We start from the raw sequence: 23,729 nt of genomic DNA, 5'->3' as shown, positions 1-23,729 counted from the left end.
CCATGAATCAGCACCAACCCGTGCTCGTCCTCGGAAACGGGCCCGTCGGTCAGACGGCGGCACTTCTTCTCGCTCGCTGGGGGATCCCCGTCGTTGTACTCGACGGCCGCCCCGCTCGCGATCTCGTCGGATCCAAGGCGATATGCCAGCAACGCGACGTCCTCGACATCTGGGAGAGCGTCGGCGTGGGAGCGACTCTTGCGGCCGAAGGCGTGACATGGACCCGGGCGCGCACGTTCTACCGCGATGACGAGCTGTTCACGATCGATTTCGAGGACCCCGGCGCCTCGCCGTTCCCCCCGTTCGTGAACATCTCCCAGTGCCGCACCGAGGAGGTCCTCGACGATCAGATCGAAGCCCAGCCGCTGATCGAGGTGCGCTGGGGCCAGCGCGTCATCGCGATCGCGCAGGATGCCGAGGGCGTGACCGTGGCCTGCGAGACGGAAGCGGGGGAGACCGAGGTTCGCGGCAGTTACCTGCTGGCCTGCCCTGGAGCCCGTGGTGATGCCATCCGGGAGATGCTCGGGCTCTCGTTCGAGGGGCACACCTTCGGCGACCAGTTCCTCATCTGTGACCTGCGCACCGATCTTCCGGGGTGGGAGCGCGAGCGGCGGTTCTACTTCGACCCCCAATGGAACCCGGGCCGGCAGGTGTTGATCCATCCATGTCCGGACTCGACCTTCAGAATCGACTGGCAGGTGCCGGAGAACTTCGAGCTCGCGGAGGAGGAGCGCACCGGAGCGCTCGATGCCCGCATTCGCCGGATCATCGGCGACTGCGACTACGAAATCGTGTGGAAGTCGGCGTACCGCTTCCACTCGCGCGTGGTGAACCGCATGCGGGTCGGTCGTGCTCTCCTGGCCGGCGACGGAGCACACCTGGTGGCGCCCTTCGGCGCCCGGGGCCTCAACTCGGGCGTGCAGGACGCGGAGAACGCCGCATGGAAACTTGCCTACGTGCTCAACGGGTGGGCGCCTGAGTCACTCCTGGACACCTACCACCACGAGCGACACGCGGCTGCCCTGGAGAATCTGGAGGTCACCGGAGCGACCATGCGCTTCCTGGTTCCACAGACCGAGGAGCAGTGGGAGGACCGCAGGCGGACTCTCGAAGCTGCGCGTCACGACACGGACTCCCGTGCCCGGGTCGATTCGGGCCGGCTGGCCGAGCCGTTCTGGTACGTCGACTCGCCGCTCACCACGCCGGACCCCCGCGGCCCGTTCGCCGGTCGGCCGGCCAAGGGCACGATGCCCACACCGGCGCCCGGTGTGCTGATGCCGGACTTTCCCGTGCGCGGCGCCGACGGTGGCGAGACGCACCTGCGCCGACTCCTGCGCGACGGAATCACGGTGCTCGTTGGCGCGGCGTGTTCGCCGTCGGTACTCAGCCAGGCTCGCGAAGGCTCCGTGGGTCCGGTTCAGGCCTATGCGTTCGCCGACCTGTCGCCCGCCTTGGCGGGCGTCATGGGCGCAGAAGCCGCCGAGATCTGGGTCGTACGACCCGATGCCCACGTGGCCGCGGTCCTCCGTGACCCATCGCCAGCCGAGCTCACTCGAGCACTCGACCGCGTACTCGCACGCGGTCTTCCCGCCACCGTCTGACCATTCCCACCTTTCGAACGACCCGGAGGCACTGCGCCATGGCCCACTACCAGCGTGTCGGCAACGTTCCGGCCAAGCGCCACACGCAGCACCGAGACGGAAGGGGGCGGCTCTACTACGAGGAGCTGATGGGAGAGGAGGGGTTCTCCTCGGACTCCTCGCTCCTCTACCACGTCGCGATTCCCTCCGCGATCGTCGATGCCCGAACATGGGAGCTTCCCGACCCCGGTACCGTCGCCAGCCATCCCCTGAAGCCCCGCCACCTGAAGCTGCACGACCTCTTTCCGGGTGAAGAGTGGAGGTCCACGGACGCTGTAACCGGGCGGCGCCTGGTCCTCGGCAATGCCGACGTCCGGATCGCGTACGCGGCGGTCGGGGAGACCTCACCCCTCTACCGGAACGCGACGGGTGACGAGTGCGTGTACGTCGAGTCCGGGGCCGGAGTCGTCGAGACCGTCTTCGGAGATCTCGAGGTCGGCACCGGCGACTACGTCGTGCTCCCACGCAGCCGACCGTGCACGCGTGCGCGGCTTGCTCGCCGAGCGTGACGCCACGCGCGTCGGCACTGCGGTTTCGGACCTCTCGACAGAACTCGCCGCGGCCGTGCGCGGGCACTTCTGCTCCTTCGGCACCTGCAGCATCGAGGAACCCATGGCTGACCTTGTCAACCTGCGGCTTGTGGGGGCGATCGCCGAATGACCGCCGAAGCGGCGCCGCTTCCGGCGGAATGGATCGCTGTCCCCGAGGGGGATCCCTTCGGGCTGCAGACACTTCCCTACGGAGTCTTCGACGCCGGTGACGGGAGCCGAGTCGGCGTACGTGTGGGCGACCGGGTCCTCGACCTCGGTGCCGCGTACCGGGTGCTCGGCAGCCCCGACGAGCGCCTCTTCGCCGACGGCTCGCTCGACCTCCTGCTCGGAGCCGGCGTGGCGGCCTGGACCCGTGTCCGCGCCGACCTCCAGGCCTGGCTGAGCCGCACGGACCACCGCAACGTGCTCGAGCCGTTGTTGCTTCCGTTGGAGTCGGTCGTCATGCAGCTTCCGTTCACGGTCGCCGACTACGTCGACTTCTACGCGTCGGAGCACCACGCCACCAATCTCGGCCGCATGTTCCGGCCCGACCAGGAACCCTTGACGCCGAACTGGAAGCACCTGCCTATCGGCTACCACGGCCGAGCAGGCACCGTGGTCGTCTCCGGCGAACCGGTGCTCCGCCCGCGCGGACAGTTGCGCAGGGCCGATGGTCAGATCGTCGTCGAGCCCTCGGCCCGCCTCGACATCGAGGCAGAGATCGGCTTCGTGGTGGGTACGCCGACGGCCCGCGGGCAGGCAGTGCCGCTCGAGGCGTTCACGCAACACGTATTCGGGATCTGCCTCGTCAACGACTGGTCCGCGCGCGACATCCAAGCGTGGGAGTACGTGCCCCTCGGTCCGTTCCTGGGAAAGTCGTTCCACACATCGATCTCGCCGTGGATCGTGCCGCTGGCGGCCTTGGACACGGCGAGGGTCGCCCCGCCCGCGCGGGACCCGCGGCCGGCGGAGTACCTGGACGACAGCAGCGGCTCTCCGTGGGGACTCGACGTCCGCCTCGACGTGGCCTTGAACGGGCACGTGATCTCGCGCCCACCGTTCGCGTCGATGTACTGGACAGGGGCGCAGATGCTGGCGCACATGACGATCAACGGAGCGTCCCTGCGGACGGGTGACCTGTTCGCCTCGGGCACCGTGAGCGGGCCGCTGCCGGAACAGCGCGGCTCGCTGATCGAGCTCACGTGGGCGGGAAGCGAGCCACTCACGCTTCCCGACGGCAGCGTCCGGACCTTCCTCGAGAACGAGGACGAGGTGGTCATCACGGCCACGGCGCCCGGCCCCGGCGGCACCGTCGTCGGCCTGGGCGAGGTACGCGGCCGGATCACCGCCGGCTGACACCGGGTAGCCCCGACGCGTTGCGGTCATTGCCAACAGGTCGGCACGCAGATCCAAGCCTCCACGTTCGCCGCCTACCGATACTGGGCCGGACATCAAGTTGTGGGCGACAGGAGAGCATGATGACCGAGAAGCTGTTCATCGAAGGTGAGTGGGTGTTTGCGTCGGGCGGCTCCTTCGAGACTTTGGATCCCGCCACCGGCGAGACGATCACGGAAGTCGGAGTCGCCTCGCGAGGCGACGTCGACGCGGCCGTGGCGGCCGCGCGCGCCGCGCTGGGGGGCGCCGATTGGACCGGGCTCCTTCCGGTGCAGCGTGCAGCGCTACTCTTTCGTCTCGCCGCCCTGATCGAGGAGAACGCCGAGGAGCTGGCCCAGCTGGAGACGCGGGACCAGGGCCAGCCGATCGGCATCTCCCGAGCGGTCTCCGTCGCCGGCGCCGCGGAACACTTCCGCTACTACGCCGGGTGGGTGACCAAGGTGCAGGGGAGCGTGAACCCGGTTTCCTTCCCGGAGACCCTGCACTACACCAAGCGAGAGCCCATCGGAGTCAACGCGCTCGTCACGCCCTGGAACTTCCCGCTGATGATCCTGGCCTGGAAACTGGCTCCGGCCCTCGCCACCGGGAACACCGTGGTGATCAAACCCAGCGAAGTGACGCCGCTGACCAGCCTGCGACTCGTCCAGCTCTGCGCCGAGGCGGGCTTCCCCCCGGGCGTGGTCAACATCGTCACCGGCGACGGGTCGGTGGGTGAACTGCTGAGCCGGCACCCCGACGTCGACCACCTGTCCTACACCGGCTCGACAGCGGTCGGCCGGCGGATCACGATCGCCAGCGCGGAATCCAATCTCAAGCGGCTCACGCTCGAGCTCGGCGGAAAAGCGCCGAGCATCATCGCGCGCGACGCAAACATCGACGCGGCTGTCGGGGGGAACTTGCTCGGCGGGACGCTGAACACGGGACAGGTGTGTGCGGCGTACACCCGGTTCTACGTGGACAAGGCACGTGAGGCGGAGTTCGTCGACAAGCTCGCCGCGGGCATGGGTTCCCTGCGCCTCGGACCTGGGGCCGACGAGTCCACGGCTCTTGGGCCACTCGTCTCCAGTCGGCACCGCGACCACGTCGATCGTCTCGTGCGCACAGGCGTGGAGGAGGGTGCTGAGCTGGTCACCGGGGGGAGTCCGGTCGACGGTGACGGTTACTTCTTCGAGCCGACGCTGTTTTCCGGAGTGAACGACGAGATGACGATCATGCGCGAGGAGATCTTCGGCCCGGTGCTCGCGATCACGACGTACGACGATGACGCCGAACTCGACCACCTGCTCGCCCGCGCGAACGACACTGAATATGGCCTTGCCGCGACGATCTGGACGAAGGATCTCGCGATGTCGCAGCGGCTCGCCAACGGCATCAAGGCCGGTGCCGTCTTCGTTAACATGCCGCCAATCCCGGACATGGCTGCACCGTGGGGCGGTTACAAGGCCTCGGGATGGGGCCGAGAGATGGGTCCGTGGGCGATCGACGCGTACACCGAGCTCAAGTCCGTCTGGCTGCACTACGGAGGTTGACGACGCCAGCTGGTGGGACGGCTGCTGCCGTTCATCGACCGAGGTGAGCGGGGCCGCGCAATCGGTGTGGTGGGTGACACCGCGTGACGACGGTGTCGCCGAGGGTCGATCCACGTCGTCGGCCGTTGACCCGGCAATGGTGCGGCCTCGCCACGCAGACTGGCGAGGCCGGAACCGGCTCTCAGCTCCCTACCGAGGATCGGGCGGCTTCAGATCGGATTGCCCATGCGTCGCCAGGCAGCACGTAACCATCCTGCTTCGCCACCTTGAGAGCCGCGTCGACCTGCTTCAGGTACCGCCTATGGGTGCCATACATGTCGTGAAGCTGGTCAGCGGAGTAAGGCACGTGTGCTCCGACCAGGAAGCACAACCCGGCGCCGATGTTCCCGGCATGGTTGGCACTCGTCGGTGCGGTGAAGCTCGGCAGCCGAACGCCACCGACCACCTGTCCATCACTGTCGCGCGCGATCGAGCCTGCCTGTGCGCGGTCGAAGTACGAGCTGGGGGCGGCTGGCTTACCGGTGGTGACCCAGCGGTTGACGGACTCGACAGCGGCATTGAGGACGACCTTGGTGTTCACCGCACTGAAGTAGGGCTTGATCGCGCAGTCACCGATGGCGCTCGAGAACGACAGCGGTCCTGACGGCCCCATGATCGACTGGTCGCGCAGAACCATCCGATCGACATAGGTTCCAGCGTCCAGTGAGGCGTGGGACGACCCGGCGACCTCCCAGTGGCGCACGAACGAGGACCCGACCGTCTTGGCGGGAAACATGGTGGACCACGCCTCCGAGTCGACACTCACTGCCGGTGTCCGCAGGTCCGCGCGCAGTTGGCTGGCGCGATCGAGGAAGACGAACCCGTCGAAAAACCCGTACAGCGGCTGAATGGCGTTGTAGTAGGTGCTCAAACGGCCTGCTGATTGCGACTCGCCCATGGCCAGGACGCGCTTCACCGTCCGACCGGGAAGCGGCTGCGCCGGTGCTTTGTTCGCCTTGAGCGAGGCCGCGATCTGCGTCATCACGTCCCAGGACAGGGGGTCGACTTGGGCGCAATTCGGCATGCCGCATACGTCAACGGGACCGTTCGTGGCGGGATCTGTGTTGTCGGCAGCCACGTCGAGGTCACCGTAACGCGCTGGGCTCCAGCGCTTGAGGTGCTCGACGCCGACCCGCTGCGCCGACACCACCGCGACGGCGTACCCGGCACGCATCAGGTGGTCGTAGGACTCAGCCCAGGCGAAGTCGATGTCCTGACCCACCGTCACGTTCGCCCACTCGACGACCAGGGTTCCGTTGAAGGCGCCCGGCCGGGGAGTACGGACGAGGACACGCGTCTTGTAATGCCACCCTGCGTCGATGATCTCGGCTGTCTTGAGCGAGTTGGAAACAGCGCCGCGGTAGCGATGAGCAGAGCCTTCGGCGTAGTACTCGCGCTCCGAGTAGCCGTATTGCGACAGGTTGACCGCGGCAGCGGCGAGGGGCGTCGTACCCGGAACGTTGACCGGCACGAGTACTGCCTCGGACACAGTCATGTGGTGTGGGCCGGCGTCCGAATGGGCGACACCCATTGCGAGGCTGTTGGTCAGCGCGATAAGCGCCAAACCGATCCCCAAGCCTCGGATCAGGGTGGTGAATCGCCGCTTAGCGATTCGTGACCGTGACGGATTGATCGTCATTCACCTTTACCTCTCGATCGAACACAGGCCGAGCGCGCGCTGGAACAACCAGCCCGTATCAGAGCGCGGCCACGCGAGCATTTGCTTGATCCTCTGTCCACGACCGCGCGCGAGGTTGGTCGGACCGTGCAGGATGGTTGGCCCTGCGCGCACGTTCGCGACACCTCCCGACCACGCAGGTGGAGTGGGCGTGCGCGAGGAGCTTCTCTTGGCTTGTTCTTAAGTGCGCCACGAGCGCGCATTCGCGGAGGAAGGTCGTTAGAGCCGGGACTGGCATGCCGTGAACCACCCCCGTTGCCACGTAGGGCCGGAGCGGGAAGTGGCAGGCATTGGAACGGAGTTGAGGTCCTCAGACGGCGTTCCAGTGAGTGGGAGACGGCGGTTGAGGCCGGGTCGTGGAGTTCATTCGCGGCATTCGGATGCCGGAGAGTACGGTCTGGATGCCTGCGTCGGCGAGGATTTCGTCCATGAGAGCTGATCGCTTGGGACGGCTCGCTGGCCGACCTGGCCCAGGCGCTGCGTGACCTGCGCCGGCGCGCCGGCGCAGGTCACGACCGGATGCCGGGACACGCCCCCGGCTCATGTGGGCGAACCTTGCCCGCACCGCTCGCGCTACGGGAGGCGTGTCTCCTCCGTTTACGCGATCGGCTTCGTCGTCTCCCCGCGGGCCTCGCTCGGGGTGAGGCTGAACCTGGCGCGGAAGAGGCGGGCGAAGTGGGCCTGGCTGGAGAACCCCCACCGGTGCGCGACGTCGGCGATCGTGGTCTGCCACGCCCCGGGCCCGGTGAGCTCCTGATGCGCCCGGACCAGGCGCCGCTCCATGATGTACCGCGCCGGCGACCTACCGGTCGACTCGAAGATCCGCGCCAGATGCCGTACTGAGATGCCCATGACCCCGGCCACCTGAGAGGCTCCGAGACAGGGGTCGTGCAGGTGGCGCTCGATGTAGTCCTCGGCCACGATGAGCTGCGACTGATAGGCGTCGGGCCCCGTCCGTCCGCCCGTACGCTCCTCGGCGAGCTGCCTGAGCAGGTCGAGCACGGCACGTTCGGCGTCGCCGGGATCGTGCCTGTCACGCAGGGCGGCCAGCCCGCCGAGCAGGGAGCTCAGCGCGGCCACGAGCGCGCCCTCCCGCGCCGTGCCTCGCCCGAACAGCATCGGCCCGGGCAATCCGCCTCCTACGCACGTCCGCGCGAACAGGTCACGTGGCACGTCCACCAGGATCTGCCGCATGGAGGAGGAGAACCCGAACAGGTACGGCCTGCGCGTGTCATAGACGACCAGTTCGCCCGCTGTGGCGGCGAGGCAGCCGTTCTCGTGCAGGAACACCGCCTCTCCCTTGACCAGCAGGTTCGCGAACACCGAGTCCTTGGGCGTCGATCTCACCGTCTGCGGGCTGCGCTCGATGGCGTGGGCGTTGCCGGCGATCTCGGCCAGGCGCAGCCCGCCCAGCTCGATGTTGGTCTGCCTGGCCAGCAGGCCCTGCTCGGAATAGGAGGTGCAGGACAGGCCCACCAGCGCCCTGCGGTTGTAGTCCTCCCAGTAATGGATGCGCTCGGCAGGTTCGACGTGCTCGGTGGTAGCTCGGGAGATCACGGAGAGGGCGGACATGCGACCTCCTGGTGTGCGTGCATGTCAGGAGAACTCAGCTTAGGTGACGGGTCACACGGCGAGATAGCCTCCGTCCACGGGGACGACAGCGCCGGTGACGTACGAGGCCGCCGCCGAGCACAAGAACGCCACCACCGAGGCGACCTCGCGAGGCTGCCCGAGGCGCCCGGCCGGGATGCGGGCCAGGACCTGGGCCGTGGCCTGGGGATCGTCGAGCACGCCCCGGGCCAGCGGGGTGATCACGAAGCCGGGCGCGACGGCGTTGACCCTGATGCCGTCGGCGGCGTACTCGGCCGCCAGCGACTTGGTGAGCTGGGAGACGCCGCCCTTGCTCGCGCTGTAGGCGGGCCGGTCCCGGCTGCCGGAGAAGGCGAACATGGACGAGACGTTCACGATGGCGCCGCCATTCTCGGCCAGGGACGGCCGGGCGGCCTGGCAGGCGACCATGACAGCGGTGAGGTTGATCTCGATGACCCGCTGCCAGCGGGCGAGGTCGTACTCCTCGCGGTCGTGGCTGACGCCCGCGCAGTTCACCAACGCGTCCAGCGGCTCGCCCGCAGACAACAGGCCGGTCAGCCCGGCACGATCCAGCACGTCGTGCTCCACCACGCGGACGCGCGGATGGCCGGGCAGGTCGGCGGGGTCGGCAGGCGGCAGGCCCAGAGCGGTCACGTCGGCGCCCAACTCGGCGAGGAGCACGGCTGTGGCCGCACCGATCCCCGAGGTGCCCCCGGTCACGAACGCCCGCCGCCCCGCGAACTCCCCGCTCACCATCGCTGCTCCCCAGGTCGTACCAGCACTTTGATCTGCTCCTGTCCGCGCGACAGCGCCTCGAATCCGTCACGTACGACGTGCTCCAGCGGGATGGTGGAGGTGACGATCCCGGCCAGGTCCACGCCCTCCTCGGCCACCATGCGGATCAGCTCCGGATAGACGTCGCGGTACCCCACGCTGGTCATGATCGTCTGTTCGTTGTTCACCAGGGCGAAGGCGTCCACACTGACCGTGCCGGTCAGGCCGAGGAACATCACCCGCCCGCCCCGCCTGGTGGCGGCCAGGCAGGCACGCAGGGTGTCGTCCGAGCCGACCACCTCGAACGTGACGTCCGCCCCCTCGCCGCCGGCCAGGTCGGCGAGGTCCGCGCCGGTCTCGGCGGCTCCCAGGCGCAGAGCCATCTCGCGGCGAGCCGGGGACCGGTCGGCGGCGACGATGCGCCCGGCGCCGTACCGTGCGGCGAGCTGGGTCACGAGCAGCCCGATCGGGCCCAGGCCGAGAACGGCGACGCTCTCGCCGGGGCGGATCCCGGCCCGGCGCACCGCGTGCAGGGCGACGGCGGCCGGCTCGAACACCGCCGCCTGCTCCAAGGAGACCGGCTCGGGCAGCCGGTGCAGCATGTACGCGGGCACGGTGGCGCGCTCGGCCAGCCCGCCGTGCCCCATGAGCCCGGCGAACCCGAAGTGCCGGCAGATGTTGTACTCCCCTGCTAGACACCGTGGGCAGCGACCGCACCGGTAATGCGGCTCCACCGCCACCCGGTCCCCTGGGGCGAGGCCGGTGACACCGCTGCCGATCTCGGTGACGGTGCCGCAGAACTCGTGCCCCAGGATGAGCGGGGCGGCCACGCCGGACTCCGGGTGTGCCTCGCCCACGGGGACGGCGTGCGGCCCGTCGGCGTATTCATGAAGGTCGCTGCCGCAGATTCCGCAGTAGGCCACCTCGATCGTCACCTCGCCGGGGCCGGGTGGCGTCACCGGGACGTCCTCGACGCGGACGTCCTTGGCCCCGTACCAGAGCGCCGCCCTCATGCGGCCGCCCGGCGGCGCAGCACGGCGGGAGCCGTCTCCTTCAGCGCGAAGCACAGCGCCACCACGACCAGCGCGCCACCTGCGGCGATGAACATCGCGGCCTGCAGCCCCCACCGGTCGGACGCCCAGCCCGCGACCATCGGCCCGAGAAAGCCTCCGGCCAGCTCGCCCACACCCATGATCACGCCGAGCGCCGTGGCCAGCGCGCCGCGCGGCACCGTCTCGGCCGGGATCGTGGCCATGAACAGCGTGAAGCAGCCGAGCCCGGTATAGGTGACCACCATGATCGCGCCGAGCAGCACGGGGCTCTCGACGTAGACCACGGCGAGCGGGCAGCACACCGCGAGTACTGTGAACCCGATCAGCGCCGGTTTGCGTCCGATCCGGTCGGAAATGCCTGGAGTCGCGAATCCCCACAGCACCCACGCCACCCCCAGACAGGTCATGACGCCACTCATCGTGCCGGGGCTGAAGCCCTTGACCGAGGTCAGATACGTCGGGGTGAAGGTGATGATGGTGACGAACCAGGTGAGGTAGCAGCAGGCGATGAGCATGCACACGACGATGTTGCGCAGCTTGAGCACCTCGCCCAGCGGCACCTTGACCGCTGCCGCCTTCTCCTGGGGCGCCTCGGCCGGCGTTCGCGGAGACCGCTCGCGCACGAACTTCCAGATGAGCGCGGCCATGACCAGCCCAGGGATGATCGTGACGTAGAAGGCGACGCGCCAGTCGTATGTCTCCGCGATCCAAACCACGACCAGCGGCGCCAGGATACCGCCGAGCAGTCCTGCCGACGAGCCCTGCAGCAGGCCCATGTTGAGGCCCCGGCGGCTCTCCCGGGACGCCTCGACCATCAGAGACTGCGCCATCGGCAGCACCGCGCCCTCGGCCGTGCCCATCAGCGCCCGCGCCACGAGCAACCCGGCGAATCCGCCCATGAGCCCGGACGAGGCGGAGAACAGCGAGAACAGCACCACGGTCACGATCAGAATCGGCTTGCGCCGGCCGAGCGCGTCGGACAGGCGGCCGGCGAACATGCCGGCCAGTGCCCAGGTGAGCGCGAGCACGCCGGACAGGGTGCCGAGTTCGGCGTTGGACAGGCCGAAGTCTTTGTCCATGTACGGCGCCAGGAACGACAGCGCCTGGCGGTCGAAGAAGACGAACCCGAAGGACAGGAAGAGGATGACGAGCAGGCGGATTTCGTACCGGTCGGCCGCGCGGGCGTCCGGCGCTGCAGTGGTGTCAGTCATGACGGTCTCACTTCAAGGGGGGTGCGCCGCGGCTCAGCGGAACAGGGAATTGACGTAGTCGGCGCCGATCCCGACCTTCTCGTAGTGCTCGCGGCACATCTTGATGTAGTCGTGCACGTCGAAGAAGCCGTCGGGCTCGCCGTGCTCGTCCAGCCAGATGAGCGGGCCCTTGACGATGAAGAACGTCTTCATCGGCTCGTCGCTGTCGTAGGCGATCAGCGTGTGCCCCTCGCCCGGGGCCTCGTAGACGAAGTCGCCCGCGGTCGCCGTCCAGGGCCGCTCCAGGTAGCCCCACTTGCCGGAGATCGTGTACGCGAACACCTCGTGCGGGTGGTAGTGCCGGTTGACCAGCCCCGCCTCCTTGGCCCGCAGGATGTCGGCCCAGCTGTTGTCCTTGACGTTGATCCACAACGGTCGGGAGCCGACTGTCTCGGTGAACGGCACGTAGTAGCGGTCGTCGTCCGTGGCGACCTTGGACAGGTAGACCTCGGGCAGAGCGTCGGGGCGGAAGGAGTTCTCGATCGGCTTGAGGTCCTTCCAGAACTCTCCGGTAGGCATGTCGGGCATGTGAATGGCCCCTTTCGTTGCTTGTTTCCCGGAAGTGAATCCTGGAGGGGCCGGTGCCGTCTTTCCCGTGGAAGACCTGGCCGCTTGCAGATTCCGGACATCCGCCGGCGGCGGGCACGATTGGGCTCGCGCCCGCCCGGCACGGTCGCGACGTTCGGGTAGGCCGGCATCGAGGTCCTTCACGCATGCCAACGCGACTGCTGACCACCGGTGGTCAGCTGGTCGAGCTCCGGGCGCACCTCTCCCAGCCCTCGTGCCACGCGCAGCGCGTGCGGTTCTCCACGCCGGATGCCGCGATCGTCATCCGGACGGCCGACAAGCCCACAAGCCGAGGCTTTGTCTGGACGCTGCCGCTGACCTGTGAGGATTTCGCCGGCAAGGAGAAGGTCGGCTACCTGTCCTACTACTCTTTCTTGGCCGCGGATGCCCCGGCTTTTATTTCGCATCCACGCCGACGACTATGAGGCACTTCCGGACGAAAGCCAGCTGTGGTGCGTCTATTGCGCCATCGCGAGTATCACCAAGAATTCATCACCCAGCAACGACTCGACCGCGCCCTGCGGGCGGTCGGCGACCTGAGCGTACAGCTGGTGGGCCAGGCCCGCCAGAGCATCGCTTATGTCCACGCCTTGTGTGCGGCGCTCCGCGGTTTACAGCGTCCTGCGGACACCAAAGATCACTACACCGTGGCGCAGGCCGACCAAAATGCCGCAATAGATCGAATAGCAGTGGGTCCGGAGCATGCGTGACTCACACCTCTTCAGAACCAGATCCTGCCGACCGGGCTGCCCATCGGCACCTCTCAAGAAGCCCTCGACTGCGCCTGCGATCTCTTGTGGCAGAGGGGCCGGTAGTTGTTGACTGTGTTCTGGTCGCGACCATGTAGGCCATAAGCGAGCCCGTCTTGCCGCTCGCCTTCTTGACGATGCGCTTGCCGGCCGGGGTGTGGCCGACCGTCACCGACGCGATCCAGCGTTGCCGCTTTTCGTCCCAATGTACCGATCAGCTCGCCTTAGATCGCCAGAACCTTGGCCTTGGCGCGTTCGTACTCCTCCGGAGTGAGTTCCCCGTGGTTTTTGAGGTCGGCCAGCCGTGTGAGTTCATCGGCCTGGCCGGTGGTTCGGTCGGCAGCCCGGCGTTCGGCGGCCTCGTAGTAACGGGACTCGCGTTCGCGCATCGCGGCGACCTCGCGCCGGCCCATCCCCTTTCCGCGCACGATCAGGTAGACGAAGACACCCAGCAGCGGCAGAACGATGACGAAGATCGACCAGCCGGCCTTGGCCCAGCCACTCACCGTGTCGTCGCGGAAAAGGTCGCCGAAGACCTGGAAGAGAAGCATCAGCCACACAACCCAGAGGAAGAACCACATCATGGTGGCGAAGATGTTGAGCAGCGGATAGTCGTCCATTTCGGTTGTCCCTCCTGTGGTCGAGCGTGCCAGGAGCGGCCGACCCCCGCCGTCATCGGAGAGCGGTCGAGTCCGCGGCCCGGCGGTTGTACATCGTCAAGGCCCAGATGACCAAGACGTCCAGCACGATGATCAGCAGGGTCCAGATCGGGTAGTACGGCAGGAACAGGAAATTCGCGACGGCGCTCAGCGCGGCGAGGACGATGCCGACCGCGCGTGCCCAGGGCTGGCCGGAGAACACGGCCAGGCCGGCCAGGAAGACGAGGATGCCGACGGCGAGGTGGACCCACCCCCACGCGCTCACGTCCCATCTGAAGACGTAGTCTCCGCGGAAGACGTAGACGTCGTCCCGGGAAATGGCGGTGATCCCGGCGAGTGAGCTGAACACACCGATCAGCGTCATGATGCTTCCGGCGAAGTAGGCCAATCCCGTCACCCAGCCGGACGTGCGATGGTTTGTTACGTGGGACATATCGGTGCTTCCATCCTTGAGTCAAGCCATGCGCGACGTACTCATTTCCTGCCCCTACCCGCAGGTCAACCACCAAATCAGAGATGGAACCGCCCCGAGTCCGGGCGATCAAACCATGGCCCGCGTGATCGTGATATTGACGACATCAGGTCGGAGGCCCACAGTAGATCGCGGTTCAAGGCACTCACCATCAGGACGATCTGAATGGCGTCAGTGGTCATGATCTGGTCACGTTTCCCTGTTCTGGCGTTCATTACCGGGAGGGCTGGCTAGACGGTCACTTTCGGGAGATTGGGTCGCCCGGCGACGGCTCAGCAGCGCTGCGATGGGGAGGGTTGCGGCCAGCCCGCTCAGCAGCACGGCTGCGAGCGCTCCCAGGATGGCAGGCTCGTTGCCGAAGGCGATGCCGACGGCGGCGAGCGCCGGCCCCGCGTTGCGCACGGCCGCGACTCCCCCCATGGTGGTACGGCGTGCCCACGGTCCGGTGGCCAGCGCAGTGCCTAGAGCGAAGGCAACGATGGCGAAGACGAAGCCCGCGAGCAGGCTGAGAGAGCCGATCAGTTCGACGACGTCACGCCAGTTGCCCAGGAGCATGCCCGCCAGCACGATGAGGAACGTCACGTTCGACGTTTTGGCGGCCGCAGGATGCCAGGACAGCGCTGTGAGCGGCGCGTAGTGGCGCACGACCAATCCCACGGCGAACGGGACGAGTTGCAGGACCATGACGGTCAGCATCAGTGCGGGGACGTCGAGCGCGACTCCGCCGCCCACGTTCGCCGCCTGGAGGATGACGTTCACGGTCGGGCCGAAGGTGATGCTGCCGACGGCGGAGAGCAGCACTTGCATGGCCGCGCCCGCGGCCACGTCCCCGTTCTGCACCATGCCGAGTTTCGCCCCGAACGGCCCACCAGGTGAGGATGCGATCAGAAGCAGCGCGATGAAGGACGCCGAGGGCAGGCCGAACAGCGCGGCAACGCCCCAGCCGAGCAGCGGGACGGCGACCAGGTTGGCCAGAAGCACCAGCAGGAGCAGCAAGACGTTCGAGAACACGGCGCGTAGGGCCGGCAGCGTCGCTCCGAGACCGGCTGCGAACATGGTGGTCGCTATGAAAATCACGGTGACGGCGTTGAACAGCAGCTGCAAGGTGTTCATGAGGCTCCCCGGTCGTCGTGCCAGAGCCGCGTCGTCATGCTCAGTCGGTGAGGTCGCCGAGCCAGCGCAGCGCGGCCAGCCCTGGCATGAAGCAGTATTCGCCACCACGCGTGACGACGAAGCGCGGCAGTGAGAGCAGGCGCCGCCGTACGGGACGCCGGGGAATGGTGAAGTCGCCGGTGCCGTCGTGGGAGCCGGCGAGGGGGTCTTTTGCGCCGCCGGAGCCGAAGAAGACGCCGTCGTTCATCCATTCGGACTGGACGAACTCGAACTGCCGCCCGAGATGGGCCCCGACGAAGGCGAACATCAGTCCCCGATCGACCCCGTCGTCTTCGAGGACTCCTTCGGGCAGCGGTGGGCCGTATGCCGTTCCGCGTCTGATCATGCGGTGCAGTCTGGGCTCTCCGGCCACCGACGAGTCGCGAGGGTTGCCGCGGCGGATGTGACTGCCCCCGGGAGTCGTGAAGCCGCCCGGATCGTCCTGATGGAACAGGAACGCGTTGTTGCGGCTCGAGTCCGCACCAAGTCCGGGTTGGTCTTGGGACGGGCTGAGCGCCAGCGGTGCGCCGCTGCGCCAGCGCCCCATGATCTTCGCTGCCAGCAGTTCCTCGTCGTCGGGACTGGTGGAATTGTCCTTCAGGTAGCGGCGGAAGAGGGCGACGCGCTGGTGGAGTTTGCGGAAAACCACGTAGGTGCCGTTGCGTCCGAGCACGTCGGGCTGCGGGGTCTGGATGCCGCCGAGCTCGTCGCGGTAGCCGAGCACGAACTCGCCGGCCTTGAGTGGTGTCTCCAACGGGTTCGAACCGGCTATGCCGCTGCCTTCGACGGCAGGATGGCTGATGCCGTCGCGGTAGCCGAAGGGCTCAGTCTCGGTGGGCAGCGCGTGGCAGTTCTGGCGCCAGATCGCCGTCACGCCGGTCAGGGCGTCATAGGCGGGGCGGGCATGATCGATGGCCGCCTCCAGTTGCGTGCTGTCAGGCGCGAGCGCCACCAGCACGACGTGGACGTCAGACGTGCCAAGCGGGGACTCCCAGTTCTCGGGGCTGCTCTCGCCGATGTCGCCCAGCGCGTTGGCCCGTGCGGCCATGCCTTGCCGGAATTCCCAGGCGAAGGTGTCCAGCCATTCCTGAGCGACACCGAGTGCTTTGAGACCGTGGTACGTGAGGGCGATGCTGACCCAGGTCTCACCCAGCGGGCTCACCGTGTCGGCGGCCGAGGTCGCCACGGCGCTCGCGCGCCGCATCAGCTCCCGCCCGTGCTCGCGGTCGTCGATACGGAACAGGATGTAGGTCGCCGCGTACGGTGTCGGCCGGGGGCTGAGAACTCCGCGCTGGATGTCGTCGAGTTGGAGCTTGACGTGGGTTCGCTCGCTCACCGGAACCCGCCTTCCTGTAGTGCTACTTCGCCGAGACGATGTTGTTCCAGAAGGTGCGCAGGCTCTCATCGACGCCGAACAGCGAGCTGAAGATCGTGGTGTCGGCGAAGATCACGTCACCGGCCCGGTCACCACTCGGTGGCATCCACAGAAACATGTTGAACTCGGTGTTCCCGGCTTCGGTGAACGGGTGCGGCGGTCTTGACATGTCGATCGGCTGCCTGCCCAGCACGTGGATCACGTTCGGGTCGTCAGTGGTCACGGCATAGTGCGGCAGGTGCATGTGGAAGTTGAAACTGGACACGCCTTCCAGCCACCCCTTGGTGTCCAGATCCCTCGCGATGGACAGGGGGGCGCTCCTGTTGCCCTCCGCCACCGCGGGACGGAGCCCGTAGCGGTTCTCGACGGGCACCCCCAGGCCGGCCATCAGCGATCGGGTGTATCTTCCGAAACGTTGCCGGCGGGGCACCAGCGCGTCGCCGTGATGGTGATACTCCATGTCGCGCACCGCCATGTCGTCCGATGCGCCGACGTCGTGGTGCGGCCCGAGAGCAAGGCAGGTTCCTTCGCGGGTGAGCCATTCGCGCACCGCCTCGATCTCCGCCGGCGTGGCGTCCTGCCCGGTGATCATGTGGTCCAGCCCCCACACGAACAGGGTGTCGGTGTCCGCCAGCACCCGCTCGTCCAGCGGCGTAGGGAAACCCGCCTGATCGACGCGTTGATACACGGGCACGGCGTATCCGGTGGCCTCTTCGACGAACTGCTGGAAGGGCAGCCAGCCCCAGAAGAACAGCTCCAGCCCGCCCGCGATGCCTTGCTGGAACCGCAGCGGATCCGACCATTTCGGGTCCTCGTAGGCCGGCCACGTCACGCGGCGCACTTCGGTCATCGTGGAGAACCGGTTGTCCAGCTCGGCCACGTCCCTTCCCGCCTCGGCCGGATAGCTCCAAGCCACGTAGATGCTCAACCGACGCCGACCGGGGCTGTACGGGCGCGGCGCATGGTTCTGGTTGTAAGTGCGCGCGGTTCTGGACTCGCTCATCTCGCCTCCAGGTAGCGCTGGCGGATGTCACTGCATCTGATCGAGCATCTCCGACAGAGCGCTCTTGATCCGTAGAGCTTTCTTGATCTCGTCGACGGTGAAGTACGGGTACTCGCCGTACTCGATGAAGCTCGGGCAATGGTGCTCGCGGACGAATCTGACGAACGCCTCCGGGTTGGTCTTCCAATCCTCGGGGAAGCCCTCGAGGTTCTCGAAAGCCGTGTTCACTCCCGCCCGGGTGAAGATTGCGATGGCGTCTTCGGTGTACTTGTCGAAGTCGGTGTCGAAGATCCCCTGATACATGAAGCGCGTGTCGTCGTCGAAGAGCACCCAGCGCAGGTAATGCAGCTTCAGCGGTGCGAGCAGGCGTGGGTCGTCCTCCAGCGCCTTGGCGAGCGCGTAGCCGTAGTCGCGGATCGCATCGGCTCGGCCAGGTTTGACCTTCGCGATGATGGTGAACCCGTAACAGGCCGGAGTCTTCGGGTAGACAGGGCCGTACTTCCCCTGCTCCAGATGGTCGGTCTCCTTCGGGATGACGACCGCCTGCGGCCTGATCTCCATGCCGATCCCCCTTCGTCGTCCTGGCCCAGGGGGGAGGCTAAAGTGGCCTGACCAGGACAATTATCTCATAGTGCGGTGGTGTGTGGCAGCCTGTGCACCCACGACCGTAGAAGCCGCTTGCCAGCGCCCGCACTACAAGCTTCATGACGCCTCGTGCTGAAATCCGACCGCGTCCAGTTCGAGGCGGCGGATGGCGATGTAGGCGGCGCACCCCACGATGGCGGCATAGGTGGGGAAGGAAAGGGGGATCCGGGCGAGGTCTTCGACCCGCATCCGAGCGGTCATCGCCGCAGCGGCCAACTGGGTGGTCTCCACGGCACGCTCGCTGACGACATGGCAGCCGAGGATCTGGTTGCTGGTCGATGAGCTTGCAGGGCAACGGCGAGCCATCGGTTTCGATCACACGACCGACCCTCCGTACGGGTAATTCGGCCAGGCTGGTCAGCGATGCCGTTGGATTATTCGAGGATTATTATCGGGATCCCAGCAGCCACACTTGTGAATTCAGGTGCAGCGCTTTTCGCAAAATTTTAAGGTCGAGGAGGCAATACTGTGTCAATGACCCTGGACATGCGCGCCGACGTACTGATCCGTGACGAACACGGCCACGTCCTTCTTGTGGACCCGGCATACAAACCTGACTGGGATCTTCCGGCGGCATGGCGGAAGCCGACGAGGCGCCCGCCGCAGCAGCCCAGCGAGAGCTCAAGGAGGAGCTCGGCCTCGACCCTGAGATCGGCCGCTTGCTGGTCGTGGACTGGGTACCACCCCATGGACCGTGGGACCACTCCCTGATGTTCATCTTCGACGGCGGGATCCTGAGACACCAGCAACTCGCAGAGCTGAATGTCATCGACCGCGAACTCTCCATCCTCCGCCTCGCCGATCCGGCCGAGATGCCTGAACTACTGCGGCTATGTATGGCGCCGGGTTCACGCCGCACTCCACGCGCTCTCCGCCAAACTGGCGGTGTATTGCGGCGGAAATCCCTCGGGGGTTGACGGCTCTGGGCTTGTCGTGCAGCCATTGATCAGGAGTACGGAGTGCGCTCCCGCCGTAGCGACGCGACGTTCCCGTCACTTTCGGCAGTGTCAACTTTCACCCCCCGGGCAGAGCTGTTCGGCGATGACGACGGCATCCTGGTGACCGCATGCCTGAGCGCCCCGAGCATCACATTGCCAGGGCGCGGTGAATCGCTCCGACCTGACCGGGACCAGGCTCGGCACCCTGCTGGACGGTACTACGGCCAAGGCGATCATCACCGATTCAACGTCGTCACCTGGACAGCCTTCCGAGGGGCCACGCGAGCGCTGGTTATCGGGCTAGCGGGAGGGGATGGGTGGCGCCGGTCACGCGGCGGCGTACAGTGGCGCTCTGGTCGAGATCGGGGCGGAGCCGGACTCCGTGGCCGGGGGCGGTTCCCGGGCTCAGCCGGCCGGCGGAGATGTCCGGCAGGCCGGTGACAAGCTGCGGGTACCAGCTGGAGTAGTAGGCCCTGGTGGTCTCCTGGATGAACACGTGTGGCAGATGGACGGCCAGGTGCGCCGAGGCGGCCAGCACCACGGGCCCGCTGCAGTCGTGCAGCGCGAGGGGCATTTCGGCCGCGAGCGTGCGCTCGGCCAGAGCCAGGACTTCGCTGATCCCGCCACACCAGCCGAGGTCGGCGATGAGGACGTCCACCCCGCGCCGATCGAGCAGAGGGGCCACGGCCGTGCGGCCACCCAGCGTCTCACCGGCGGCGATCGGAACCGGGCTGGTCGCTCGCAGTTCGCCGAGCTCGGCGTAGCGATCCGGCCGTATCGGGTCCTCGACCCACAGAGGGTCGAACTCCGCGAGCGCCGCCAGAATGACCCGTGCCGCGGAAGGCTCCCACAAGCCGTGCAGTTCCACGAGGAGGCGCATGCGATCACCGACGGCGTCGCGCACCTTGCGCAAGGGGCCGAGTCCGGCATCGAGGTCGGCCCGGCTGATCTCGCGTCCCGCCGAACGTTCGGCGTAGACGTCGAAGGGCCAGATCTTCATGGCCGACACCCCCTCGGACAGGAGATCCTCGGCCAGTCGGTCGGCGTGGTGGAGGAAGCCGTAGAGGTCCTCGTGGCGACCCTCGCCGGCCACTCCCCAGTTGGCCGACTTCTGGCCGCTGGGGTGGCGCATGTAGTGCGGGCCCGCGCAGGTGTTGTAGATCTGCACGTCGCTCCTGACCCGGCCGCCGAGTAGTTCGGTCAGCGGCAGGCCGGCCTCCTGACCCATCGCGTCCCACAGTGCCAGGTCAACGGCCGACAGCGCGCGGACCTCGGCGCCGCTGCCCAGGTAGCCGACATAGCCCTCCAGCTCCGTCAGCAGCGCCCGCAGCTCGTCCGCGTCCCGCGGCATGGCGCGTCCGACCAGGGCGGGCGCCAGGACCTCGTGGAGGTGCGCCTCGGCCGCGGCGGTCCCGTAGTAGGTCTCGCCCAGCCCGACGATTCCCGAATCGAGGTGCACCTGAACCAGTAGCAGGTTGGGCAGTTCCTCGACGACGAGTGTCTCGATGCCTTCGATGCTCATGGATGTCTTCATACCGGCCAGACTGGTCTGACCGCAACTGTTGGTTGATGCCCTGGCATGCTTGACGAAACTTCCCGTTTACCTAGATGGTGGTCAGACCGGTTAGCCCGCAAAGGAGTCTGCGATGCCGTTGACGACACGTACGATCGCCGGCCTGGCCCTCATAGCTGCCACCGTGACGGCCTGCGCCCCTGGCGCCGCACCCGTCGAAGCCCCCGACGCGGGCAAGGCCGTGTCCAGTGCGCTACCGACCGAGCCGGTCACGTTGACACTGAGCCACTTTGAGGAAGGCGGCCAGGGAAAGGCGATCGAGCAGCTGGCCGCCAAGTACCAGCAGCTTCACCCCAACATCACGATCAAACCGACGTACACGGCCTTCGCCGACTACGGCAAGAACATCAAGCTGCAGATGTCCTCGGAATCGGCGCCCGACATCGCCCAGGCCGGCCAGGCGCAGACGATGCAGGGCCCGCTGGTCCAGGCGGGCCTGCTCCGGCCGCTGGATGAGTACGCCAAGCTGTACGGCTGGAGCGAGCGGTTCAAGCCGGGCCTGCTCGACCAGGCCCGGTTCTCCAAGGACGGCAAGACCTTCGGCACCGGCGAGCTGTACGGCATAGCCTTGGGCGGCAACCTGGTCGGCATCTACTACAACCGGGACAAGCTCGCCAAGCTCGGCATCACCACTCCCTTCAAGGATCTGGCCGCCTTCCAGGACGCGCTGGCCAAGGCCAAGGCGGCGGGCGAGACACCGATCCAGCTCGGCAACCTGGAGGCCTGGCCGGGCAATCACGTGCTGTCCGACCTGATCGCCCAGTACGAGCCGCACGAGAACGGGCTCAACTGGGTCTACGGCCGCAAGGGCGCCACCTTCGACAGTCCCGGTGTGCAGCAGGCCACCAAGACCCTCGCGGAATGGGCCAAGGCCGGCTACATCGACTCCTCCGCCAACGGCACTTCCGACAGCGACGGCGTCGGCAAGTTCGTCAAGGGCAAGGGCGTCTTCATGGTCTCCGGCAGCTGGAACCGGTCGCGTATCGACGAGAACATGGACGGCAAGGCAGGATTCACCGCGATGCCGCCGGTCAAGGCCGGTGACCCGGTCCGCGCGACGGGCGCGACCACCTCGCCGTTCAGCATCTCCGCCAAGACCAAGTACCCCGACGTTGCCGCCAACTTCATCGACTTCATGACCCGGCCGGAGAACGCGGCCACGCTCTTCCAGGGCGGTTACCTGCCCGTCGCCGAGCGTGACGCGGGCAAGCCCAAGGCGGGCAGTGCCCAGGAGGGTTTGGTGGAGACCTGGCAGCAGGTTCTCGCCGACGACGGGCTGGCGCTCTACCTCGACTGGGCGACCCCGTCGATGGGCGACACCCTCTTCCCCGCGGTCCAGCAGCTGATCGCCGGTAAGACGACGCCGGACAAGCTCATCTCCACGGTCCAGGAGAACTGGGCCGACGAACGCGGCAACGGCTAGGGCGATATGAGGGCCAACTCCAGAGTCGCCTACCTCTACATCCTGCCCGGTTTCCTGGTCTTCGCGCTGTTCGTTCTGGTGCCGCTGGGGCACACAGCCTGGCTGTCGCTGTACGACTGGGACGGCATCACCCTCGGCACCTGGACCGGGCTGGACAACTACACCGAGCAGCTGGCCGATCCCGACGTCCGCACCGCTTTCAGCCACTCGATGGTGTTCCTGTTCTTCTTCGCCGCGCTGCCCGTCGGCCTGGGACTGGTGCTGGCCTCGGTACTGTCGCGGTTCCGGCTGCGCGGGCTGGGCTTCTTCCGCACCGTGATCTTCCTGCCCCAGGTGGTGACCGCGGTGGTGGTCGGCATCTCGTGGCGGTGGATGTACGCCGACGAGGGGACCATCAACCAGCTGCTGTCCGCGGTCGGCCTGGACGGGCTGGCCCGCGCCTGGCTGGGTGACTTCACCTGGGCGCTGCCCGCGCTCGGGCTGGTCGGCACCTGGGTGATGTCCGGGCTGTGCATGGTGTTGTTCCTGGCCGGCATCAGCAAGATTGACGCCAGTCTGTACGAGGCGGCCCGCGTGGACGGAGCCGGTCCAGTCAGGGAGTTCTTCGCGGTGACCTTGCCAGGACTCAAGCAGGAGATGGCCGTGGGGCTCACGCTCACCACGATCGCCGCGCTGCGCTCCTTCGACCTGGTCTACGTCACCACCGGTGGCGGCCCCGGCAACGCCACCAACGTCCCCGGTTTCGAGATCTACAAGCTGGCCTTCCGCCAGGGGGCCGTGGGCGAAGCCTGTGCGGTCGCCGTGATGCTCACCGTGCTCATCTTCACCGTGGTCCTGTTGATCACCCGGTTGCTGCGGGAGAAGCTGTGAACGCCCGTTTCGAACGGCTCGGCGCCTACACCTTCCTGTGCCTGTTCGCCCTTGCCGTATTGCTCCCCCTGTTCAGCATCCTCTCGGTCGCCCTGCAGCTCCAGGGGGCGCCGGTCACCGGCCTGAGCTGGCCGGACGATCCGCAGTGGGGCAACTTCGCGCGGGCGTGGACCACCGGCTCCTTCGGCGACCTCATCACCTCGAGCGTGATCGTCGCGGTGGTGGTGGTCCCGGTCGCGACGCTGCTGTCTGTGATGACCGGGTATGCCTTCGGCACCATGCGGTTCCGTGGCAGCACGCCGCTGTTCTACGTGATGCTGATCGGCATCGTCATGCCGTACGAGGCCACCGTCGTGCCGCTTTACTACGACCTGCGCCAGTTCGGTCTCACCGACAACTACCTGGGCCTGATGCTGCCCGAGATCGGGTTGTCGGTGTCGTTCGGCACGTTCTGGATGCGGGCCTTCTTCCTTTCCACGCCCCGCGCGCTCATCGAGGCGGCCCGCATGGACGGCGCCAACTCCTTCACCGTCCTGTTCCGTATCTTGCTGCCTGTCGCCCGGCCCGCCGTCACCACGCTCATGGTCCTGTTCTTCGTCTGGAGCTGGAACGAGTTCCTGCTGTCGCTGGTGCTGCTGCAGGATCCGGCCGTCCGCACCGCGCCCGCCGGCCTCGGTCTGTTCGTCGGCCAGCGCACCACCGACGTCGCCGGACTGTCGGCCGGGGCCCTCATCGTCACCGTCCCCGTCGTCATCGTCTACCTCTTCCTGCAACGCCATGTGATCCGCGGCATGCTGCAGGGCGCCGTCAAGGGCTGACCCTTTCG

General features: G+C 67.2%; 24 protein-coding genes and 1 pseudogene. 11 read left to right on the top strand and 14 right to left on the bottom strand.

Annotated features, from left to right (window positions below; all coding sequences use genetic code 11):
* Positions 1–2: 2 nt before the first annotated feature.
* From ACTMTI_RS18545 to ACTMTI_RS18525, 5 genes and pseudogenes are all read left to right on the top strand, one after another.
* The gene (locus tag ACTMTI_RS18545; RefSeq protein WP_441121627.1) at positions 3–1,601 is read left to right on the top strand and encodes an FAD-dependent monooxygenase; all 1,599 of its coding nucleotides are present in this window, start codon (positions 3–5) and stop codon (positions 1,599–1,601) included.
* A gap of 38 nt (positions 1,602–1,639) precedes the next feature.
* A pseudogene (locus ACTMTI_RS18540) lies at positions 1,640–2,110 on the top strand (homogentisate 1,2-dioxygenase); the annotation flags it as partial.
* A 13-nt stretch (positions 2,111–2,123) separates the two neighbouring features.
* Entirely contained in the window at positions 2,124–2,300 is a 177-nt protein-coding gene (locus tag ACTMTI_RS18535) for a hypothetical protein (RefSeq protein WP_441121626.1), read from the top strand.
* Positions 2,297–3,526 (top strand): fumarylacetoacetase, encoded by a 1,230-nt coding sequence (fahA, locus tag ACTMTI_RS18530; RefSeq protein WP_441121625.1) that lies wholly within the window; start codon positions 2,297–2,299, stop codon positions 3,524–3,526. Before ACTMTI_RS18535 ends, fahA begins: the two co-directional genes overlap by 4 nt.
* A 119-nt stretch (positions 3,527–3,645) precedes the next feature.
* A complete protein-coding gene (locus ACTMTI_RS18525; RefSeq protein ID WP_441121624.1) occupies positions 3,646–5,094 on the top strand; it encodes an aldehyde dehydrogenase family protein in 1,449 nt (482 codons plus the stop codon).
* A gap of 181 nt (positions 5,095–5,275) precedes the next feature.
* Here the strand turns inward: ACTMTI_RS18525 and ACTMTI_RS18520 are convergent, their stop codons facing one another.
* The 6 genes from ACTMTI_RS18520 to ACTMTI_RS18495 form a co-directional block, all read right to left on the bottom strand.
* Entirely contained in the window at positions 5,276–6,772 is a 1,497-nt protein-coding gene (locus ACTMTI_RS18520; protein ID WP_441121623.1) for an alpha/beta hydrolase domain-containing protein, read from the bottom strand.
* Positions 6,773–7,408: 636 nt separating this feature from the next.
* Positions 7,409–8,383 (bottom strand): helix-turn-helix domain-containing protein, encoded by a 975-nt coding sequence (locus ACTMTI_RS18515; RefSeq protein ID WP_441121622.1) that lies wholly within the window; start codon positions 8,381–8,383, stop codon positions 7,409–7,411.
* 51 nt (positions 8,384–8,434) lie between these two features.
* Positions 8,435–9,157, bottom strand: coding sequence for an SDR family NAD(P)-dependent oxidoreductase (locus tag ACTMTI_RS18510; protein WP_441121621.1), 723 nt, complete (start codon positions 9,155–9,157; stop codon positions 8,435–8,437).
* The gene (locus tag ACTMTI_RS18505; protein ID WP_441121620.1) at positions 9,151–10,188 is read right to left on the bottom strand and encodes a 2,3-butanediol dehydrogenase; all 1,038 of its coding nucleotides are present in this window, start codon (positions 10,186–10,188) and stop codon (positions 9,151–9,153) included. Before ACTMTI_RS18505 ends, ACTMTI_RS18510 begins: the two co-directional genes overlap by 7 nt.
* On the bottom strand, positions 10,185–11,438 hold the full coding sequence (locus ACTMTI_RS18500) for an MFS transporter (protein ID WP_441121619.1): 1,254 nt from the start codon (positions 11,436–11,438) through the stop codon (positions 10,185–10,187). Before ACTMTI_RS18500 ends, ACTMTI_RS18505 begins: the two co-directional genes overlap by 4 nt.
* A gap of 33 nt (positions 11,439–11,471) precedes the next feature.
* Positions 11,472–12,005: a 2,4'-dihydroxyacetophenone dioxygenase family protein gene (locus tag ACTMTI_RS18495; RefSeq protein ID WP_441121618.1), complete on the bottom strand. Its 534-nt coding sequence runs from the start codon at positions 12,003–12,005 to the stop codon at positions 11,472–11,474.
* A gap of 185 nt (positions 12,006–12,190) precedes the next feature.
* Between ACTMTI_RS18495 and ACTMTI_RS18490 the strand changes: the two genes are divergently transcribed.
* Together ACTMTI_RS18490 and ACTMTI_RS18485 are read left to right on the top strand one after the other, a co-directional pair.
* Entirely contained in the window at positions 12,191–12,469 is a 279-nt protein-coding gene (locus tag ACTMTI_RS18490; protein WP_441121617.1) for a hypothetical protein, read from the top strand.
* Positions 12,470–12,505: 36 nt separating this feature from the next.
* A complete protein-coding gene (locus tag ACTMTI_RS18485; RefSeq protein WP_441121616.1) occupies positions 12,506–12,754 on the top strand; it encodes a hypothetical protein in 249 nt (82 codons plus the stop codon).
* 263 nt (positions 12,755–13,017) lie between these two features.
* On the opposite strand, the gene ACTMTI_RS18480 is transcribed toward ACTMTI_RS18485, so the two are convergent.
* From ACTMTI_RS18480 to ACTMTI_RS18450, 7 genes are all read right to left on the bottom strand, one after another.
* A complete protein-coding gene (locus tag ACTMTI_RS18480; RefSeq protein ID WP_441121615.1) occupies positions 13,018–13,413 on the bottom strand; it encodes an SHOCT domain-containing protein in 396 nt (131 codons plus the stop codon).
* A 52-nt stretch (positions 13,414–13,465) separates the two neighbouring features.
* On the bottom strand, positions 13,466–13,885 hold the full coding sequence (locus tag ACTMTI_RS18475) for a DUF7144 family membrane protein (protein WP_441121614.1): 420 nt from the start codon (positions 13,883–13,885) through the stop codon (positions 13,466–13,468).
* Positions 13,886–14,113: 228 nt separating this feature from the next.
* The gene (locus ACTMTI_RS18470) at positions 14,114–15,037 is read right to left on the bottom strand and encodes a bile acid:sodium symporter family protein (RefSeq protein ID WP_441121613.1); all 924 of its coding nucleotides are present in this window, start codon (positions 15,035–15,037) and stop codon (positions 14,114–14,116) included.
* Between the two features lie 40 nt (positions 15,038–15,077).
* Positions 15,078–16,412, bottom strand: a complete 1,335-nt coding sequence (locus ACTMTI_RS18465) for a Dyp-type peroxidase (protein WP_441121612.1) — start codon at positions 16,410–16,412, stop codon at positions 15,078–15,080.
* Positions 16,413–16,434: 22 nt separating this feature from the next.
* The gene (locus tag ACTMTI_RS18460; RefSeq protein ID WP_441121611.1) at positions 16,435–17,454 is read right to left on the bottom strand and encodes a hypothetical protein; all 1,020 of its coding nucleotides are present in this window, start codon (positions 17,452–17,454) and stop codon (positions 16,435–16,437) included.
* 27 nt (positions 17,455–17,481) lie between these two features.
* Positions 17,482–18,015: a hypothetical protein gene (locus ACTMTI_RS18455; RefSeq protein WP_441121610.1), complete on the bottom strand. Its 534-nt coding sequence runs from the start codon at positions 18,013–18,015 to the stop codon at positions 17,482–17,484.
* A 141-nt stretch (positions 18,016–18,156) separates the two neighbouring features.
* Positions 18,157–18,405, bottom strand: coding sequence for a hypothetical protein (locus ACTMTI_RS18450; protein ID WP_441121609.1), 249 nt, complete (start codon positions 18,403–18,405; stop codon positions 18,157–18,159).
* 269 nt (positions 18,406–18,674) lie between these two features.
* Between ACTMTI_RS18450 and ACTMTI_RS18445 the strand changes: the two genes are divergently transcribed.
* Entirely contained in the window at positions 18,675–19,016 is a 342-nt protein-coding gene (locus tag ACTMTI_RS18445) for an NUDIX domain-containing protein (RefSeq protein WP_441121608.1), read from the top strand.
* Between the two features lie 313 nt (positions 19,017–19,329).
* Here ACTMTI_RS18445 and ACTMTI_RS18440 read toward each other — a convergent pair whose 3' ends face one another.
* Complete coding sequence (locus ACTMTI_RS18440) at positions 19,330–20,559, bottom strand: mandelate racemase/muconate lactonizing enzyme family protein (protein WP_441121607.1); 1,230 nt, start codon at positions 20,557–20,559, stop codon at positions 19,330–19,332.
* A gap of 124 nt (positions 20,560–20,683) precedes the next feature.
* Here ACTMTI_RS18440 and ACTMTI_RS18435 point away from each other — a divergent pair, with 124 nt between their 5' ends.
* From ACTMTI_RS18435 to ACTMTI_RS18425, 3 genes are read left to right on the top strand one after another with little or no spacing between them, the layout of a single operon-like run.
* Positions 20,684–22,033: an ABC transporter substrate-binding protein gene (locus ACTMTI_RS18435; RefSeq protein WP_441121606.1), complete on the top strand. Its 1,350-nt coding sequence runs from the start codon at positions 20,684–20,686 to the stop codon at positions 22,031–22,033.
* A 6-nt stretch (positions 22,034–22,039) separates the two neighbouring features.
* On the top strand, positions 22,040–22,903 hold the full coding sequence (locus ACTMTI_RS18430) for a carbohydrate ABC transporter permease (RefSeq protein ID WP_441121605.1): 864 nt from the start codon (positions 22,040–22,042) through the stop codon (positions 22,901–22,903).
* The gene (locus ACTMTI_RS18425) at positions 22,900–23,721 is read left to right on the top strand and encodes a carbohydrate ABC transporter permease (protein ID WP_441121604.1); all 822 of its coding nucleotides are present in this window, start codon (positions 22,900–22,902) and stop codon (positions 23,719–23,721) included. Before ACTMTI_RS18430 ends, ACTMTI_RS18425 begins: the two co-directional genes overlap by 4 nt.
* Positions 23,722–23,729: the final 8 nt, after the last annotated feature.

This window comes from Nonomuraea sp. H19 (genome assembly GCF_052068215.1).
In the GTDB taxonomy this organism is placed as follows: domain Bacteria; phylum Actinomycetota; class Actinomycetes; order Streptosporangiales; family Streptosporangiaceae; genus Nonomuraea.
The sequence above is the reverse complement of the archived record's forward strand: the minus strand, read 5'-3'. Positions and strand labels throughout refer to the sequence as shown.

Excerpts from the sequence above, each read along its gene's own strand:
- ACTMTI_RS18545 (WP_441121627.1), top strand. The coding sequence starts at position 3 with ATGAATCAGCACCAACCCGTGCTCGTCCTCGGAAACGGGCCCGTCGGT.
- fahA (WP_441121625.1), top strand. The coding sequence starts at position 2,297 with ATGACCGCCGAAGCGGCGCCGCTTCCGGCGGAATGGATCGCTGTCCCC.
- ACTMTI_RS18525 (WP_441121624.1), top strand. The coding sequence starts at position 3,646 with ATGATGACCGAGAAGCTGTTCATCGAAGGTGAGTGGGTGTTTGCGTCG.
- ACTMTI_RS18520 (WP_441121623.1), bottom strand. The coding sequence starts at position 6,772 with ATGACGATCAATCCGTCACGGTCACGAATCGCTAAGCGGCGATTCACC.
- ACTMTI_RS18515 (WP_441121622.1), bottom strand. The coding sequence starts at position 8,383 with ATGTCCGCCCTCTCCGTGATCTCCCGAGCTACCACCGAGCACGTCGAA.
- ACTMTI_RS18510 (WP_441121621.1), bottom strand. The coding sequence starts at position 9,157 with ATGGTGAGCGGGGAGTTCGCGGGGCGGCGGGCGTTCGTGACCGGGGGC.
- ACTMTI_RS18505 (WP_441121620.1), bottom strand. The coding sequence starts at position 10,188 with ATGAGGGCGGCGCTCTGGTACGGGGCCAAGGACGTCCGCGTCGAGGAC.
- ACTMTI_RS18500 (WP_441121619.1), bottom strand. The coding sequence starts at position 11,438 with ATGACTGACACCACTGCAGCGCCGGACGCCCGCGCGGCCGACCGGTAC.
- ACTMTI_RS18495 (WP_441121618.1), bottom strand. The coding sequence starts at position 12,005 with ATGCCCGACATGCCTACCGGAGAGTTCTGGAAGGACCTCAAGCCGATC.
- ACTMTI_RS18490 (WP_441121617.1), top strand. The coding sequence starts at position 12,191 with ATGCCAACGCGACTGCTGACCACCGGTGGTCAGCTGGTCGAGCTCCGG.
- ACTMTI_RS18480 (WP_441121615.1), bottom strand. The coding sequence starts at position 13,413 with ATGGACGACTATCCGCTGCTCAACATCTTCGCCACCATGATGTGGTTC.
- ACTMTI_RS18475 (WP_441121614.1), bottom strand. The coding sequence starts at position 13,885 with ATGTCCCACGTAACAAACCATCGCACGTCCGGCTGGGTGACGGGATTG.
- ACTMTI_RS18470 (WP_441121613.1), bottom strand. The coding sequence starts at position 15,037 with ATGAACACCTTGCAGCTGCTGTTCAACGCCGTCACCGTGATTTTCATA.
- ACTMTI_RS18460 (WP_441121611.1), bottom strand. The coding sequence starts at position 17,454 with ATGAGCGAGTCCAGAACCGCGCGCACTTACAACCAGAACCATGCGCCG.
- ACTMTI_RS18455 (WP_441121610.1), bottom strand. The coding sequence starts at position 18,015 with ATGGAGATCAGGCCGCAGGCGGTCGTCATCCCGAAGGAGACCGACCAT.
- ACTMTI_RS18450 (WP_441121609.1), bottom strand. The coding sequence starts at position 18,405 with ATGGCTCGCCGTTGCCCTGCAAGCTCATCGACCAGCAACCAGATCCTC.
- ACTMTI_RS18445 (WP_441121608.1), top strand. The coding sequence starts at position 18,675 with ATGGCGGAAGCCGACGAGGCGCCCGCCGCAGCAGCCCAGCGAGAGCTC.
- ACTMTI_RS18440 (WP_441121607.1), bottom strand. The coding sequence starts at position 20,559 with ATGAGCATCGAAGGCATCGAGACACTCGTCGTCGAGGAACTGCCCAAC.
- ACTMTI_RS18435 (WP_441121606.1), top strand. The coding sequence starts at position 20,684 with ATGCCGTTGACGACACGTACGATCGCCGGCCTGGCCCTCATAGCTGCC.
- ACTMTI_RS18430 (WP_441121605.1), top strand. The coding sequence starts at position 22,040 with ATGAGGGCCAACTCCAGAGTCGCCTACCTCTACATCCTGCCCGGTTTC.